13 protein-coding genes and 1 tRNA gene are annotated in these 15,497 nt (G+C 65.6%); 11 read left to right on the top strand and 3 right to left on the bottom strand.

Going from position 1 to position 15,497, the window contains the following annotated elements:
- Positions 1-261: 261 nt before the first annotated feature.
- Positions 262-1,866, top strand: coding sequence for a M20/M25/M40 family metallo-hydrolase (locus FHS96_RS13455; RefSeq protein ID WP_429592137.1), 1,605 nt, complete (start codon positions 262-264; stop codon positions 1,864-1,866).
- Positions 1,867-2,031: 165 nt separating this feature from the next.
- Here FHS96_RS13455 and FHS96_RS13450 read toward each other — a convergent pair.
- Positions 2,032-2,118 (bottom strand) — tRNA-Leu (locus FHS96_RS13450).
- A gap of 186 nt (positions 2,119-2,304) precedes the next feature.
- Here FHS96_RS13450 and FHS96_RS13445 point away from each other — a divergent pair.
- The 4 genes from FHS96_RS13445 (at position 2,305) to zapE (ending at position 6,153) form a co-directional block, all read left to right on the top strand.
- Positions 2,305-3,672, top strand: coding sequence for an MATE family efflux transporter (locus FHS96_RS13445; protein WP_429592134.1), 1,368 nt, complete (start codon positions 2,305-2,307; stop codon positions 3,670-3,672).
- A gap of 120 nt (positions 3,673-3,792) precedes the next feature.
- Positions 3,793-4,578, top strand: a complete 786-nt coding sequence (locus FHS96_RS13440) for a succinate dehydrogenase iron-sulfur subunit (RefSeq protein ID WP_429592131.1) — start codon at positions 3,793-3,795, stop codon at positions 4,576-4,578.
- A 61-nt stretch (positions 4,579-4,639) separates the two neighbouring features.
- Entirely contained in the window at positions 4,640-5,038 is a 399-nt protein-coding gene (locus FHS96_RS13435) for a PaaI family thioesterase (RefSeq protein WP_429592128.1), read from the top strand.
- Positions 5,035-6,153 (top strand): cell division protein ZapE, encoded by a 1,119-nt coding sequence (zapE, locus tag FHS96_RS13430; RefSeq protein ID WP_429592125.1) that lies wholly within the window; start codon positions 5,035-5,037, stop codon positions 6,151-6,153. Before FHS96_RS13435 ends, zapE begins: the two co-directional genes overlap by 4 nt.
- A 49-nt stretch (positions 6,154-6,202) precedes the next feature.
- On the opposite strand, the gene FHS96_RS13425 is transcribed toward zapE, so the two are convergent.
- A complete protein-coding gene (locus FHS96_RS13425; RefSeq protein WP_429592123.1) occupies positions 6,203-7,543 on the bottom strand; it encodes a metal-dependent hydrolase family protein in 1,341 nt (446 codons plus the stop codon).
- Positions 7,544-7,611: 68 nt separating this feature from the next.
- Complete coding sequence (locus tag FHS96_RS13420) at positions 7,612-8,139, bottom strand: winged helix-turn-helix transcriptional regulator (RefSeq protein WP_429592120.1); 528 nt, start codon at positions 8,137-8,139, stop codon at positions 7,612-7,614.
- Positions 8,140-8,212: 73 nt separating this feature from the next.
- Between FHS96_RS13420 and FHS96_RS13415 the strand changes: the two genes are divergently transcribed.
- From FHS96_RS13415 to odhB, 6 genes are all read left to right on the top strand, one after another.
- Positions 8,213-8,587, top strand: coding sequence for a VOC family protein (locus tag FHS96_RS13415; RefSeq protein WP_429592117.1), 375 nt, complete (start codon positions 8,213-8,215; stop codon positions 8,585-8,587).
- A gap of 168 nt (positions 8,588-8,755) precedes the next feature.
- Complete coding sequence (gene mdh, locus FHS96_RS13410; protein WP_429592115.1) at positions 8,756-9,718, top strand: malate dehydrogenase; 963 nt, start codon at positions 8,756-8,758, stop codon at positions 9,716-9,718.
- A complete protein-coding gene (locus FHS96_RS13405; RefSeq protein ID WP_429592112.1) occupies positions 9,718-10,302 on the top strand; it encodes a hypothetical protein in 585 nt (194 codons plus the stop codon). The genes mdh and FHS96_RS13405 overlap by 1 nt, the downstream gene beginning before the upstream one ends.
- On the top strand, positions 10,299-11,183 hold the full coding sequence (gene sucD, locus FHS96_RS13400) for a succinate--CoA ligase subunit alpha (protein WP_429592109.1): 885 nt from the start codon (positions 10,299-10,301) through the stop codon (positions 11,181-11,183). Before FHS96_RS13405 ends, sucD begins: the two co-directional genes overlap by 4 nt.
- 88 nt (positions 11,184-11,271) lie before the next feature.
- Entirely contained in the window at positions 11,272-14,190 is a 2,919-nt protein-coding gene (locus tag FHS96_RS13395) for a 2-oxoglutarate dehydrogenase E1 component (RefSeq protein WP_429592106.1), read from the top strand.
- Positions 14,191-14,198: 8 nt separating this feature from the next.
- Complete coding sequence (gene odhB / locus FHS96_RS13390; protein WP_429592104.1) at positions 14,199-15,446, top strand: 2-oxoglutarate dehydrogenase complex dihydrolipoyllysine-residue succinyltransferase; 1,248 nt, start codon at positions 14,199-14,201, stop codon at positions 15,444-15,446.
- Positions 15,447-15,497: the final 51 nt, after the last annotated feature.

Genomic DNA, 15,497 nt, shown 5'->3' with positions numbered 1-15,497 from the left:
CCAGTCAGCGCCGTTCGGTGACCCTCAGCAGCGCATCGGCGGTGATTTCCCCTTTTGCGGCGAGCTCTGCGCTATGCCTCAGGCTGGCGCTGCCTAATGGCGTTAAACGCGATCAGGGCCGGCAAGTTCGTGTCTCGTTGCGTGCCCATCTCGATTTGGCAATTGCATCGAGACTGGTAGCGCCGTGTTTCTGGCCTCGCCCCGCGAAGCAGGATAGGCAGGCTGGAACGTGCCAACCCGGGCCGAAAAACGAGGATATCGATGCGCCGCACCTTTCTGCTTTTGCCACTGCTCGCCCTCGCCGCGCCAGCCGCCGCTCAGGAGGCGGATGAGCTCAACCGGATCATAGACGAAGGGTTGAACCACAGCGAGGTGATGCAGACCGCGCAGCACCTGACCGACGATATCGGCGGCCGGATGACCAACTCCCCGCAGATGCGGCAGGCCGAAGCGTGGACCGCCGAACGCTTCCGCGAATGGGGGCTCGCCAATGTCCGCAAGGAAGGCTTCCCGTTCGGGCGGGGATGGTGGATCGCGTCTTCGTTCGTGCGGATGAGCGCGCCGCGCCCGCTGATGCTCACCTCGATCCCCGTCGCATGGACGCCCGCCACCAACGGTACGATCAGCGCGCCGATCGTCGTCGCGCCGATGAAGAAGGCGCGGGATTTCGCGGCGTGGCGTGGCAAGCTGGCGGGCAAGATCGTGCTGGTCTCGATGCCTGGTACGGGCAGCGAGCCGGGCGAGGCGCCCTTCAAGCGGCTGAAGGGGGAGGATATCGAGAAGCTCGATGCCTATCGCCAGCCGAAGTATGACCCTGAAGGCATCGAGAAGACGATCGCGGAACTGAGCTTCGGCCGCGAGCTCGACGCCTTCCTCAAGGCCGAGGGTGCGCTCGCCTGGGCGCGGATCGCCTACCGCGATGGCAAGCTGCTGCATGGCGAGGGTTATGACTTCAAGCGCGGCGACACGCCCGCGCTGCCGGGCATCGAAATTGCGGCGGAGGACTATCGCCGGCTCGCGCGGCTCGCCAAGACAGGCCCCGCACCGGTGCTAGAGATCAACAGCGACGTGCGTTTCGATGACAGCGACATCAACGCCTACAACATCATCGCAGAGATTCCGGGGTCTGATCCCAAGGCCGGCTATGTCATGGCCGGCGCGCACCTCGATAGCTGGGTGGCGGGCGATGGTGCGGCGGACAATGCCGCGGGCAGTGCGATGATCATGGAGGCAGCGCGCATCCTTGCGCGACTGGGCGTGAAGCCGAAGCGCACGATCCGTTTCGCGCTCTGGTCCGGCGAGGAGCAGGGGCTGTTCGGATCGATGGCCTATGTCGATAAATATCTCGCCACGCGTGCGCCGGGGCCGGCGGCCGAGGAGGGCCGCGAGCAGATGTACTTCCGCTACCGTTACCGTTTCCCGATCACGCCCAAGCCCGGCTATGCGGATCTCAAGGCCTATTTCAACATCGATAATGGCTCCGGCAAGCTGCGTGGCATCCATGCCGAAGGCAATGTCGCCGCGGTGCCGATGCTGCGCGAGTGGCTGAGCCCCTTTGCCAGCATGGGCGCGACCAGCGTGGTCGCCGCCCCCACCGGCGGCACCGACCATGTCTTCATGCAGGCGGTTGGCGTGCCGGGTTACCAGTTAATCCAGGATCCGCTCGATTATTCGACGCGCATCCACCACAGCGGCATGGACACGTTCGACCATCTGAAGGCGGAGGATATGCGCCAGGGTTCGGTGGTGCTGGCGGGTATGCTGCTGCAGGCAGCGAACAGCGCCAAGACGCTGCCGCGCATGCCGCTGCCGACCCGCAACGTGCCGACCGACCCGTTCAAATATCAGGACCCGGCGGAGGATTGATCGAGAACGCCCGGTGAGTGCTCGCGCTCATCGGGTGTCTGCCGGGCAACTCATCGAACGCGAAAAGCGCTCGAAGGATATCGATCTGATCGGGGAGGGGCGGCGGCGCCCGAAAGCGCCGCTCATCCTTCGAAAGGTGCCTTCCGGATCCCATCCGGAAGGCCCTGGTGCGGTCGAGAAGACTCGAACTTCCACGGGCTTTCGCCCACAACGACCTCAACGTTGCGCGTCTACCAGTTCCGCCACGACCGCACGAGGATGAACTGCCACCGGTTGCCCCAGTGGCTGGCAGGCGGGTGCCTATAGCGAAGGGTTTTGGGGCTGGCAACGCCCCTTTCAGGAAAAAATACGCGCGGCGAATTCGATGGCCGCAGAACGCCCAAGCTGCTGGCCTAACGGCCGATTGCCGCACGCGGGCGGAGCGGCTACCGCGCGGCGATGCGGACCCGATCGACCGTCCTCGGCGCCGAGACCCGGCAGATCCTACGGCTCGCCTGGCCGGTTGTGCTGACCAGCCTGAACTGGACGCTGCTGCACGTCACCGACATTGTCGTGGTCGGCGCCGTCAGCACGCATGAGGCGGCGGCGCTCGGCGCCAGCCGCACGCTCACCTACATCAGCATCGTTGCCGGGCTCGCCTGGATGTCCGGAGTGCTGGTGTTCGCCTCGCGCAGCGACGGTGCGCGCGATCTGCCGGCAACGGGCGATGCACTGCGCGGCGGTATCGCGATGGGGCTCGGGCTGGGCATCGCCGCGATGCTGATGCTGTTGCTCGCAACCGAATCATTGCTTTTGCTTATCGGCGTCGAGTCGACGCTGGTGCCGGACGCGGCGCGCGTGGTGCGGGTGATGGCGATTGCCTATCCCGGCCAGTTCGTCCTCGTCGCCGCCAGCTATTTCCTCGAGGGCGTGAGCCGGCCACGGCGGGTGATGGTGGTGAACCTCGCGATGCTGCCCGCCAATGCCGTGGGTGCCTGGGCACTCGCCGGCGGCCATCTCGGAATGCCGGCCATGGGTGCTGTGGGCGCGGCTATGGCGACCGGCGCCGCGTCGCTCGGCGGTGGCGTCTTCATGCTGCTTGCCTGCTGGACCTTGCCTGATGCAACTGCGCGCGGCGTTCGCGACCGTGGGCGGGCGGCGCTGATGCGCGGTGGTGCGCTGGTGCCGCGGTTGATCACCTTCGGGCTGGTGCCGGCGATCGCCTCCGCGCTGGAGCTGGCGGGCTTTTCATTTCTCATCGCGCTTTCCACGCGGCTGGGGGAGGTGTCCGCCCACGCTTTTCAGATCGTTTTCTCGCTCCACAACGTCACTTTTGCGCTGGCACTGGGGCTGGGCTCCGCAGCGGGCGTGCGTGTGGGCAATGCGGTGGGGGAGGGGCGGCCAGCGACGGCCGGCCCGCGCGCGCTGATCGCTGCGGCGATGGCTCTCGTAGGCACGGCCCTGCTCGCGATCCTCCTCGGCTTTACAGCAACGCCCGTTGTCATGTTGTTTCCCGGCACCCATGCAGTGCATCTGCTGGCGGCGTCGCTGCTTACGATCTGGGCACCCTTCATCCTGTTCGATGGCGTGCAGGTCGTGTTCGTCTATGCGCTGCGGTCGTTCGGCGATCAGGTTGCCGCGGGGGTCAACGGTATCCTTGCCTTCTTCGTGGTCACCGGCGGGCTGGGCTGGCTGCTCGTCGATCGCGGCCTCGGCGCATCGGCGCTGGTCTGGGCGTCGGGCGGGGGGATGCTGGTTGCCGCGTTGCTGCAGGGAGGGCGCTTCTGGTGGGTTGCAGGCCGCCGGCCCACGCCCACAGACAATTGATGCGAATTGGTCGCAGGGATCGCCGAAACGAGCCTTGTGCACGATCGCCTCATAGGCGGTTGAGGTGCGAGCCCCGATTGACTATCGGGGGTCCATTCCAGTGGCGATCGGATCGAACAGATGGCAGAATTCACCCTTCCGGCAAACAGCAAGATCAAGCCTGACGGCAAGACCCACAAGGCCGCTCCGGAAGCGACGAACGTCAAGAAGTTCAAGGTCTATCGCTACGATCCCGACGCCGGTGAGAATCCGCATTACGATACGTTCGAACTCGACCTGGATGAAACCGGGCCGATGGTGCTCGATGCGCTGATCAAGATGAAGAGCGAGCAGGATCCGAGCCTGACGTTCCGCCGCTCGTGCCGTGAAGGCATTTGCGGTTCCTGCTCGATGAACATCAACGGCAAGAACGGCCTCGCCTGCACCACTGCGATCGAGGACTGCCAGGGTGACGTCCGCATCACGCCGCTGCCGCACATGGACGTGATCAAGGATCTCGTTCCGGACTTCACCCATTTTTACGCGCAATACGCCTCGATCCAGCCCTGGCTGAAGACGGTGACGCCGCAGCCCTCGGGTAAGGAGCGCCTCCAATCGCCGGAAGACCGCGCCAAGCTGGACGGCCTTTATGAGTGCATTCTCTGCGCCTGCTGCTCGACGTCCTGCCCGAGCTACTGGTGGAACAGCGACAAGTTCCTGGGCCCTGCGATCCTGCTGCAGGCCTATCGCTGGCTGGCCGACAGCCGCGACGAGATGACCGGCGAGCGGCTCGATGAACTCGAAGATCCGTTCCGTCTCTATCGCTGCCACACGATCATGAACTGCTCGAACGTCTGCCCGAAGGGGTTGAGCCCCGCACGCGCGATCGCCGAGGTCAAGAAGATGGTGGCCGAACGCGCGATCTGACGCGACGGTGCTGGGGGACAGAAGCGAGACCGTAGACGGGAAGGACGGCTGGCGGCACTGGTTGCCGGGCGATCCAACCCGCTTCATCGCCGTACTGGGTGACATGTACGTCCGGGCCGATGCATCCGGACGCGCAATCGTCAGGATGATGCCCGAGCATCGCCATTCCAACGTGCTCGGTGCCGTCCATGGCGGCCTGCTGATGTCCTTCGCCGATACCGCGCTGTTCGCGGCGGCGCAGATATTGGGCGTCGAGGCGGCGGAGGGCGCGGTGACCGTCGACCTTTCGGCGCAATTCATCGGTGCCGGCCGCATCGGCCTCGCGCTGGAGGCGGAGGTCGAAATCCTGCGCACGACGCGGCGGCTGATCTTCCTGCGCGGGCTGATCCGCCAGGATGGCGCCAACATCCTTTCATTCGCCGGCACGGTTCGGCGCGCCTCCACGGGAACCCCGGCTTGAGCATCGTCATCGACCGTTACGAAGCGCTGATCGCATCGGGCCAGCTTCGCCCCGATCCGGAACAGCGTGCGGCAGCGGAGCGGTTGACGAGCTTGCAGGCGGAACTGGAAGCGGTGCCGACGCGCGGCTCCATCCTGTGGCGGGTGATCGGCCGAAAGCCAGATCCCGTGCGCGGCCTCTATATGTGGGGTGGCGTCGGGCGCGGCAAATCGATGCTGATGGACCTGTTCTTCCATTGCCTGAAGATCGACCGCAAGCGCCGCGTTCATTTCCACGAGTTCATGCTCGATGTTCACGCCCGGCTCCGGGTGGAGCGCGACAAGGAAGTGGGTGATCCGATCCAGCCGGTCGCCGCAGCGCTCGCCGACGAGGCGCGGCTGCTGGCGTTCGACGAGATGGTGGTCAACAACACCGCCGATGCCATGATCCTGTCGCGGCTGTTCACCGCGCTGATCGTCGACAAGGGCGTGACCATCGTCGCCACCTCGAACCGCGCGCCGAAGGATCTCTACAAGGACGGGCTCAACCGCCAGCATTTCCTGCCCTTCATCGCGCTGGTCGAGCAGCGGCTCGACGTGATGGCGCTGAACGGCCCGACCGACTATCGCCGCGACCGTCTGGGCGACATGAGCCTGTGGCGTTCGCCCAACGGCCCCGAAGCGACCGCGGCGATGCGGGAGGCCTTCTTCCGCCTCACCGACTTCCCGCCCGAAGATAGCATTCACGTGCCATCGGAAGATATTCCCGTGCCGGGCGGGCGGACGATGCATGTGCCCAAGAGCTTGAAGGGCGTCGCCGTCTTCTCTTTCAAGCGGCTGTGCGGCGAGGCACGCGGCGCGCCCGATTATCTCGCGATCGCCCGGCGCTATCACACCGTCATCATCGTCGGCGTGCCGGTGCTGGGGCCGGAGAACCGCAACGAGGCGGCGCGTTTCGTAACACTGATCGACGCGCTCTACGAATATAAGGTCAAGCTGCTGGTCAGCGCCGATGCTGAACCCGACGTGCTCTATCCGACCGGCGACGGCGCGTTCGAGTTCGAGCGGACGGTGAGCCGGCTGCTGGAGATGCGGTCCGAGACGTATCTCGCGCTGGGGCATGGGCACGCGGGGTAGGCTGTGCTTTTCCTCCCCGAGCGAAGCTCAGGGAGGAAAGTTTCGGCTCTCACTCCGCAGGAAAACCCTGCCGCTTTCCGCCAAGCTTGTGCACCACGCCGTGGCGCATAACGAAATCCACCTGCTCCATCCGCCGCACATCTTCCAGCGGGCTGCCGGCGATCGCGATGATGTCCGCATCCTTGCCCGGCGCGATCGTGCCGATCGTCGCGTCGCGGCCGAGCGCTTCCGACGCGTTGACCGTCGCGGTCTTGAGCGCGGCGGCGGGGGTCAGGCCCGCCTTCACCAGCAGTGCGAATTCCTGGGCATTGTCGCCATGCTTCGAAACGCCGGTGTCGGTACCGAAGGCGATCTTCACGCCCGCCGCGATCGCCTTGGAATGGCTCGCGAAGGCGGCTGCTGCCGCTTCTTCCGCTTTGGGGATCACCGCGGGCGGCAGCATGCCGGCGCGCGCCTGCTGAACCGCGGCATTGGGCGCCAGCATCGTCGGCACCAGCCAGGTGCCATTGGCCTTGAACAGGCGGATCGCCTCATCATCGAGGAAGGAGCCATGGTCGACGGTATCGACGCCCGCCGCGATCGCCGCCTTGGTGCCGGCGGCGGCATGGCTGTGCGTCGCGACCTTGCGGCCGAGCCCGTGCGAGGTCTCGATGATCGCCTTCATCTCATCATCGGTCATCGCCCGGCCGAGGCCGCCCGAAACGTTGGAGAGCACGCCGCCGGTCGACATATATTTGATCACCTGCGCACCGAGCGCGACCTGCTGACGCACCGCTCGGCGGCAATCGTCGGGACCATCGCAAGTGTTGATCTGGTGCTGGTGCACGGCGTCGGCGAAGGTTTCCGCCAGCCCGTTGCTGGAGTCGCCATGGCCGCCCGACACCGAAATCGGCGCGCCGGCATTGACGATCGTCGGCCCCGCGACGTCGCCACGTTCCACGCCTTCGCGCAGCGCGCGCATGCCGCGGGGATTGCCGCCGAGATCGCGGACGGTGGTGAAGCCGGCGTCAAGCGTCACCCGCGCATTGCTCACCGCATACATCATGTCATCGGCATCGTCGCGGTTGAGCGCGGTCAGGCGGTCGCGCATCGGATCGCCGCCGATGCCCCAGAGGTGGACATGCAAGTCGATCAGTCCCGGCATCACGAAACGATCCTTGAGGTCGACCAGCTTCGCGCCGGCCTCAGGCGCGACGAAGCCATCGCGGATTTCCGCGATCTTGCCGCCGCGGATGATGATCGTGCTTGCCCCGCGCGGTGGCTTGCCCGGTTCGGCGAGCAGCGCGCCGGCATGGATCACGGTCACCGGCTCGGGCTTCGCCGGCGCCGTCTGCGCCGCAAGCGGCGTGGCGGCGAGCAAGGCGGCGGTAATGGCGGCGAAACGGCGCATGAAAAGTCCCCCTGATGATCTGTTGCGCGCAGGCTATGCTGGCAACTCGCTATGCGCCATCGATTTTCTCACGCCATCAATGCTTCCGCGAGCGCGCCGCCGCGGCGGGTGAGGACGTAGAGCGGCAGCGGCGGAAAGCTGGCGGGTCGTAGGTCGCGCGCGATCAGCGACACCGCCATGCCCTGCTTGATCGCCAGCGACAGCGCGCGCGGGGTGACCGGTGCCAGCCGGGTCAATAGATCGCCGAACCGACGCTCCTCACCGGCGATGCCCACCACCAGCGGCAAGGTCCATCGGCCGAGATCGGCGGGGGAGAGGCCCTGCGCGGCGCGTTCATGCATCACCCGAGCGGCGGCACCGGCAATCGGGCGCCCCGCGTCGGCCAACAGATATTCGGGGCGCAGCGGATGCCCATGCCCCGGATTGCGGATCACCCAGCCCGCGGCGATGACATGGTCGAACGCGCGCGAAAGGCTGTTGCGCGGCGCCGCCAGCCGCATCTCCGCCACCGCGAAGCGGATTCCGCCGGCAGCGTCCAGAGCCGCCATCAGCGGCATCGCCCAGCGATTGACGCTCAATATCTGCAGGTCGGACAATGTCAGCATCGATTGACGAATAATATAGCTGATATACAAATGGAACGGGATTCGACGAACAGGGAGCGATAGGATGGCGATCGAATTCGATGGCGGGTTGACGATGGCGCTGGGCGTGACCAGCCTCGACCGATCTATTCCCTGGTATCAGGAGGTGCTCGGCATGACCCTGCTGTACCGCATGGACGATATCGCATGGTGCGAACTCACCACCTCGGTCGCCCGGGTCAACATGGGATTGTCGCAGGTCGAGGCAGCGACTCCGGGTGGAGTTACACCAACCTTCGGGGTGGTCGATATCGAGGCTGCGAAGGCCATGCTCGATGCGGCGGGCGTGAAACAGGATGGGCCGATCAGCGACATACCTGGGATGGTAAGGCTGCTGACCTTTTATGATCCTGACGGCAATGCGCTGATGTTGTATCAGGATGTGGCGGGCGGCGCTTGATATCGCCACGCGGATATGGCTTATTGCAACTAATTCGTAATTGCAAAGATTTCCGGGTGCCTGCGCTTTTTGCAGGTTGTCCCCGCGTTCCGATAGGCCTAAGCGGGCCGCGCTCCGGTCTCAAAGTGTCAAGTCCGGGCATTTGGAATCGCTAGGGAGACCATTTGGATGGCCCGGAAGAAGATCGCGCTCATCGGCGCAGGCAATATCGGCGGTACGCTCGCTCACCTCGCAGCTTCGAAGGAACTCGGTGACGTCGTGCTGTTCGACGTCGTCGAAGGCGTGCCGCAGGGCAAGGCGCTCGACCTGTCGCAGTGCGCGCCGGTGGAAGGGTTCGACGTCGCGCTCAAGGGCACGAACGACTATGCCGACATCGCCGGTGCCGACGTGATCATCGTTACCGCCGGTGTCGCCCGCAAGCCGGGCATGAGCCGCGACGACCTGCTGGGCATCAACCTGAAGGTCATGAAGGCGGTGGGTGAGGGCATCAAGGCCAACGCCCCCGACGCGTTCGTGATCTGCATCACCAACCCGCTCGACGCGATGGTGTGGGCGCTGCGCGAATTCTCGGGGCTGCCGCACAACAAGGTCGTCGGCATGGCCGGCGTTCTCGATTCGGCGCGCTTCCGCAGCTTCCTTGCCGAGGAGTTCAAGGTCTCGGTGCAGGACGTGACGGCGTTCGTGCTCGGCGGTCATGGCGATACGATGGTCCCCGTCGTCGAATATTCGACCGTCGCGGGCATCCCGATCCCCGACCTCATCAAGATGGGCTGGTCGACGCAGGAGCGTATCGACGAGATCGTCAAGCGCACGCGCGGCGGCGGCGGCGAGATCGTCGCGCTGCTCAAGACCGGTTCGGCCTTCTATGCGCCGGCGACCGCGGGCATCGAGATGGCCGAGGCCTATTTGAAGGACAAGAAGCGGGTTCTGCCCTGCGCAGCCTATCTGAGCGGCGAATATGGCGTGAACGACCTTTATGTCGGCGTGCCGGTGATCATCGGCGCCGGGGGCGTCGAGAAGGTCATCGAGATCGAGCTCAACGAGGAGGCGAAGGCCAATCTCAACGTCTCGGTCGACGCAGTCAAGGAACTGCTGGTCGCCTGCAAGGGGATCGACGAAAGCCTGGCGTGATGCCGCTGCCCGCTCTCCTGCTGGTGATGCAGGCCCAGGCGGCGGCAACGTCGCCCGCCTATCCCGAGGATGCCGTACTCGCGGCATTCAAGGGGGCCTGCACCTCGCTGGAGAGCGCGGCAAAAGCTGACGCTGCGATCCGTGCGACCGGCTGGGAACGGTTTACGCCGGACCCCGCCAGCCCGTTCGGCGAACTCGTTGCCTTCGGCAAGACGGTGCCGCTGCGCCATGAGGGCAGCGAATATCGCCGCACCGTTTCCGGCCGCCCGCTGGAGCTTGCGCTCTCGGCGGTCGACAATGGCGAAGAGGGCGTCACCGTCGGCTGCCGCGTTTACGACATGACGGCCGATGCGCCGCTGTCCGACTCGGCGGTGCGGCGGTTCGGCGGCGAAGGGTTTAGGAAGACCGATATTCCGGAAGTCTTCCTGAGTTACATCTGGGAACCGGGCGTCGTCGCCCGCGGACACAGCAAGACCCAGATCGGGTACGTGCCACAGGGCAGCGAAGTCGCCGAAAAATTGCACGTCGTAGGCGTCAGTCTCATGGCGCAGAGAATAAACGCGAAGGGAAGCGGGACCGAATGAGCATTCTCGTCAACAAGAACACCAAGGTCATCACCCAGGGGATGACCGGCGCCACGGGCACGTTCCACACGGAACAGGCCCTGGCCTATGGCACCCAGATGGTCGGCGGCGTGACGCCCGGCAAGGGTGGCGGCACGCACATCGGCCTGCCGGTGTTCGATACCGTCGCCGAGGCGGTCACCAAGACCGGTGCCGATGCCAGCGTCGTCTACGTCCCGCCGCCCTTCGCGGCCGACTCGATCCTCGAGGCGATCGACGCCGAGGTTCCGCTGATCGTCTGCATCACGGAGGGCATCCCGGTGCTCGACATGGTCAAGGTCAAGCGCGCGCTCAGCGGCTCCAAGTCGCGCCTGATCGGGCCGAACTGCCCGGGCGTGCTGACCCCGAACGAATGCAAGATCGGCATCATGCCGGGTTCGATCTTCAAGAAGGGTTCGGTGGGCGTTGTTTCGCGCTCCGGCACGCTTACCTATGAAGCCGTGTTCCAGACGACGGCGATCGGCCTCGGCCAGACCACCGCTGTCGGCATCGGCGGCGACCCTGTCAACGGCACGAACTTCATCGACGTGCTCGAGCTGTTCCTGGCCGACGACGAGACCCAGTCGATCATCATGATCGGCGAAATCGGCGGCGACGCCGAGGAGCAGGCGGCGCAGTTCCTCAAGGATGAGGCGAAGCGCGGCCGCAAGAAGCCGATGGCTGGCTTCATCGCCGGCCGCACGGCCCCTCCGGGTCGTCGCATGGGCCATGCGGGCGCGATCGTTTCGGGCGGCAAGGGCGGCGCCGAAGACAAGATCGCGGCGATGGAAGAGGCCGGCATCAAGGTGGCAGCCAGCCCGTCCGAGCTGGGCACCACGCTGGCCGAGGTGCTGAAGGGCTGATCGAAGCGCCCCGCTCAGCCGGCGGGGCGCGGTCGGCGCTGCAGAAGAGTGGGCCTTCCGCGGACAGGAAGGCCCCAGGAGTGTGAAGATGGGTTTTGAAGGCCAGGAGTTCGACGGTATCGAGGGCGTGAGCCCGGGTTTCGTCGAGACGCTCTATCGTCGCTATGTCGCCAGCCCGGAGTCGATCGATCCGGCGTGGCGCGACTGGTTCGAGGGCGTCGAGCAGACGACCGCAGCTCCGAGCTGGGCGCGGCCGAACTGGCCCCCCAGCGACACCGATCCGCTCACGGCGGGGCTCGACCCCACCCAGATGCAGGTGGAACCGAAGGCGGCGCCGAAGCGTGCTGCTGCGCCAGCGCCGGTGTCTGCCGACGAGATCGCTCGCGCCGCGGGCGATGCGATCCGCGCGCAGATGCTGATCCGCACCTATCGCGTGCGCGGACACCTTGCCGCCAACCTCGATCCGCTCGGCCTCAGCAAGCGTGAACTGCCGGCCGACCTGACGCCGGAGTATCACGGTTTCAGCGGCGCCGACCTCGACCGTCAGGTCTATCTGGGCGGTACGCTGGGCCTGGAGCGCGCGACCGTTCGCGAACTTGTCGAAATCCTGCGCGCGAATTACTGCGGCAATGTCGGCCTCGAATATATGCACATCGCCGACACGGAGGAGCGCCAGTTCCTCCAGCAGCGGATGGAAGGCAAGGACAAGGCCATCGAATTCTCGCCCGAGGGCAAGATCGCGATCCTCTCCAAGGTCATCCAGGGCGAGCAGTACGAGAAGTTCCTCGGCCGCAAATATGTCGGCACGAAGCGCTTCGGCCTCGACGGCGGCGAATCGATGATCCCGGCGTTCGAGGCGGTGATCAAATATGGCGGCCAGATGGGCGTCCGCGAGATCGTGATCGGCATGGCCCACCGCGGCCGCCTCAACGTGCTCGCGAACGTGATGGCCAAGCCCTATCGCGTGATCTTCCACGAATTCTCGGGCGGTTCTTCGAACCCCGAGGATGTCGGCGGCTCGGGCGACGTGAAGTACCACCTCGGTACCTCCACCGATCGTGAGTTCGACGGCATCAAGGTGCACATGTCGCTGGTGCCGAACCCGTCGCATCTCGAAACCGTGGATCCGGTGGTGCTCGGCAAGGCGCGCGCAACCCTGCAGATGCGCGACGATCTGGAAGAGATGGACCAAGTGCTGCCGATCCTGCTGCACGGCGACGCCGCGTTCGCAGGCCAGGGCATCGTCTGGGAGACCTTGGGCTTCCAGGGCATCCGCGGCTACGCCACCGGCGGCTGCATCCACTTCATCATCAACAATCAGATCGGTTTCACCACCAGCCCGCAGTTCGCGCGCAACTCGCCCTATCCTTCGGATGTGGCGAAGGGCGTCCAGGCGCCGATCTTCCACGTCAACGGCGACGATCCCGAAGCGGTAACCTTCGCCTGCAAGATGGCGATCGAGTTCCGCCAGAAGTTCGACAAGGACGTCGTGATCGACATGTGGTGCTATCGCCGCTTCGGTCACAATGAGGGCGACGAGCCGAGCTTCACCCAGCCGCTGATGTACGCGAAGATCCGCCAGCACCCGCCGGTGAGCGAGATCTACGCGAAGAAGCTGCGCGAGCAGAACGTGATCGACGGCAATTATGCCGGCGAATATGCCGATCGCTTCGTCGCCGTGCTGGAGCAGGAGTTCCAGGCGGCAGCGGGGTACAAGGCCAATGCGGCCGACTGGTTCAGTGGTCGTTGGTCGGGCCTGCATCGTCCGGCGGACCCCGAGAACGCGCCGCGCAACGTCGAGACCAGCATCGACAAGAAGCTGTTCGACAGCCTCGGTCGCACCCTGACGACGGTTCCCGAAGGACATGAGATCCACAAGACGCTGGGCCGCGTGCTCGATGCGAAGCGTGAGATGTTCAAGTCCGGCCAGGGTTTCGACTGGGCGACCGGTGAAGCGCTGGCGTTCGGCAGCCTCGTCTCCGAGGGCTATGGCGTCCGTCTGTCGGGCCAGGATTCGGGGCGCGGCACGTTCAGCCAGCGTCACGCCGTCTGGGTCGATCAGAAGACCGAGGACAAATATATTCCGCTGTCGACCGTGCCGCACGGCCGGTTCGAGGTGCTGGATAGCCCGCTGTCCGAATATGGCGTGCTCGGTTTCGAATATGGCTATGCCATGACCGACCCGAAGACGCTGGTGCTGTGGGAAGCGCAGTTCGGTGACTTCGCCAACGGTGCGCAGATCATCATCGACCAGTATATGGCGGCGGCCGAAGCCAAGTGGCTGCGCGCCAACGGCATCGTGCTGCTGCTGCCACACGGCTACGAAGGTCAGGGGCCGGAGCATTCGTCCGCCCGTCTGGAGCGCTATCTGCAGCTCTGTGCGCAGGACAATATGCAGGTGGCGAACGTCACGACGCCAGCCAACTATTTCCACATCCTCCGCCGCCAGATGCACCGCAGCTTCCGCAAGCCGCTGGTGATGATGACGCCCAAGTCGCTGCTTCGCCACAAGATGGCGGTGTCGAGCGCCGAGGACTTCATCGGCAATTCGCACTTCCAGCGGCTGAAGTCGGATCCGACGCCGCCCAAGGCCGAGAATGTAAAGCGGCTGGTGCTTTGCACCGGTAAGGTCGCCTACGACCTGATCGAGGCGCGCGATGCCGCCGAGATCGAGGATACGGAGATCGTCCGCGTCGAGCAGCTTTATCCATTCCCGTCCGAACCGCTGGTCGCGCGCCTCGAGCGCCTGACCAACCTCCAGGAGGTGGTCTGGGCGCAGGAGGAGCCGAAGAACAACGGTGCGTGGTTCTTCGTCGAGCCGCTTATCGAGGAGTGCCTGAAGAAGGCGGGCACCAAGCCGAAGCGGGCGCGCTATGCGGGCCGTGCGGCTTCTGCCTCCCCCGCGACCGGCCTCGCGAGCCGTCATCTTTCCGAACAGGGCGCGCTTGTGGCCGATGCGCTCGGCCTCAGCGTTCGCGCCGAGATCAAGCGCCGCAAGAAGGGCTAAGTTTCATCATGGCGACAGACGTTAAGGTGCCCGTTCTGGGCGAATCGATCACCGAAGCGACGATCGGCGAATGGTTGAAGCAGCCAGGCGATCCGGTGAAGGTTGACGAGCCGATCGCCAGCCTGGAGACCGACAAGGTCGCGGTGGAAGTGCCCTCGCCGGTCGCCGGCGTGATGGGCGCGCATGCCGCCAAGCCGGGCGACACGGTCGAGGTCGGCGCGGTGATCGCGGTGATCGAGGAAGGCGGCGCCGCCGCTTCCGCTCCGGCCGCCGCGGCCAAGCCGGCCCCGGCCGCAGCCCCCGCGCAGATCGTGGCGCCAGCACCCGCGCCGGCGCCAGCTGCCGACGATGAATCGGGCCCGCTCACGCTCTCGCCGGCGGTGCGCCGCCTGGTGCTGGAGCATGGCCTCGATCCCTCGTCGATCAAGGGCTCCGGCAAGGACGGCCGCCTGACCAAGGACGATGTGATGGCGGCGGTAAAGACCGGCGCCGCGCAGCCGGCCGCCCCGTTGACCGCGGCATCGCCCGCGGCTGCCGCGCAGCCGGCCACCGGCGACCGCCGCGAAGAGCGCGTGCGGATGACCCGCCTGCGCCAGACCATCGCCCGTCGCCTCAAGGAGGCGCAGGATACGGCAGCGATGCTGACCACCTTCAACGACGTCGACATGACGGCGGTGATGGAGGCGCGCGCCAAGTACAAGGATCTGTTCGAGAAGAAGCATGGCGTCCGCCTTGGCTTCATGGGCTTCTTCGTGAAGGCCGCGTGCCAGGCGCTGAAGGATGTGCCTTCGGTCAACGCCTCGATCGACGGCGACGAGATCGTCTATCGCGACTATGTCGACGTGTCGGTTGCGGTCTCCGCGCCGAACGGCCTGGTCGTGCCGGTGATCCGCGACGCGCAGGAGCTGTCGGTTGCCGGCATCGAGCGCACCATTGGCGACTTCGGCAAGCGCGCCAAGGACGGCACGTTGAAGATGGACGAGATGAAAGGCGGCACCTTCACCATCTCCAACGGCGGCGTGTTCGGTTCGCTGATGTCGACCCCGATCATCAACCCGCCGCAGTCGGCGGTGCTCGGCCTGCACCGCATCGAGGAGCGTCCGGTGGTCCGTGACGGCCAGATCGTCGCCCGCCCGATGATGTATCTCGCGCTCAGCTACGATCACCGCCTGATCGACGGCCGCGAGGCGGTGACCTTCCTGGTCGCGCTCAAGAACGCGATCGAGGATCCGACGCGCCTCCTGATCGACCTCTGATGATATCCCCCTCCCGGCCGCGGGAGGGGTTAGGGGAGGGCCTGTTCGGAA

This window comes from Sphingomonas zeicaulis (assembly GCF_050433225.1).
Classification (GTDB): domain Bacteria; phylum Pseudomonadota; class Alphaproteobacteria; order Sphingomonadales; family Sphingomonadaceae; genus Sphingomonas_D; species Sphingomonas_D zeicaulis.
This window is presented reverse-complemented; position numbering and strand designations above follow the sequence as displayed.

Excerpts from the sequence above, each read along its gene's own strand:
- mdh (WP_429592115.1), top strand. The coding sequence starts at position 8,756 with ATGGCCCGGAAGAAGATCGCGCTCATCGGCGCAGGCAATATCGGCGGT.
- FHS96_RS13455 (WP_429592137.1), top strand. The coding sequence starts at position 262 with ATGCGCCGCACCTTTCTGCTTTTGCCACTGCTCGCCCTCGCCGCGCCA.
- FHS96_RS13445 (WP_429592134.1), top strand. The coding sequence starts at position 2,305 with ATGCGGACCCGATCGACCGTCCTCGGCGCCGAGACCCGGCAGATCCTA.
- odhB (WP_429592104.1), top strand. The coding sequence starts at position 14,199 with ATGGCGACAGACGTTAAGGTGCCCGTTCTGGGCGAATCGATCACCGAA.
- FHS96_RS13415 (WP_429592117.1), top strand. The coding sequence starts at position 8,213 with ATGGCGATCGAATTCGATGGCGGGTTGACGATGGCGCTGGGCGTGACC.
- FHS96_RS13405 (WP_429592112.1), top strand. The coding sequence starts at position 9,718 with ATGCCGCTGCCCGCTCTCCTGCTGGTGATGCAGGCCCAGGCGGCGGCA.
- sucD (WP_429592109.1), top strand. The coding sequence starts at position 10,299 with ATGAGCATTCTCGTCAACAAGAACACCAAGGTCATCACCCAGGGGATG.
- FHS96_RS13425 (WP_429592123.1), bottom strand. The coding sequence starts at position 7,543 with ATGCGCCGTTTCGCCGCCATTACCGCCGCCTTGCTCGCCGCCACGCCG.
- FHS96_RS13395 (WP_429592106.1), top strand. The coding sequence starts at position 11,272 with ATGGGTTTTGAAGGCCAGGAGTTCGACGGTATCGAGGGCGTGAGCCCG.
- FHS96_RS13440 (WP_429592131.1), top strand. The coding sequence starts at position 3,793 with ATGGCAGAATTCACCCTTCCGGCAAACAGCAAGATCAAGCCTGACGGC.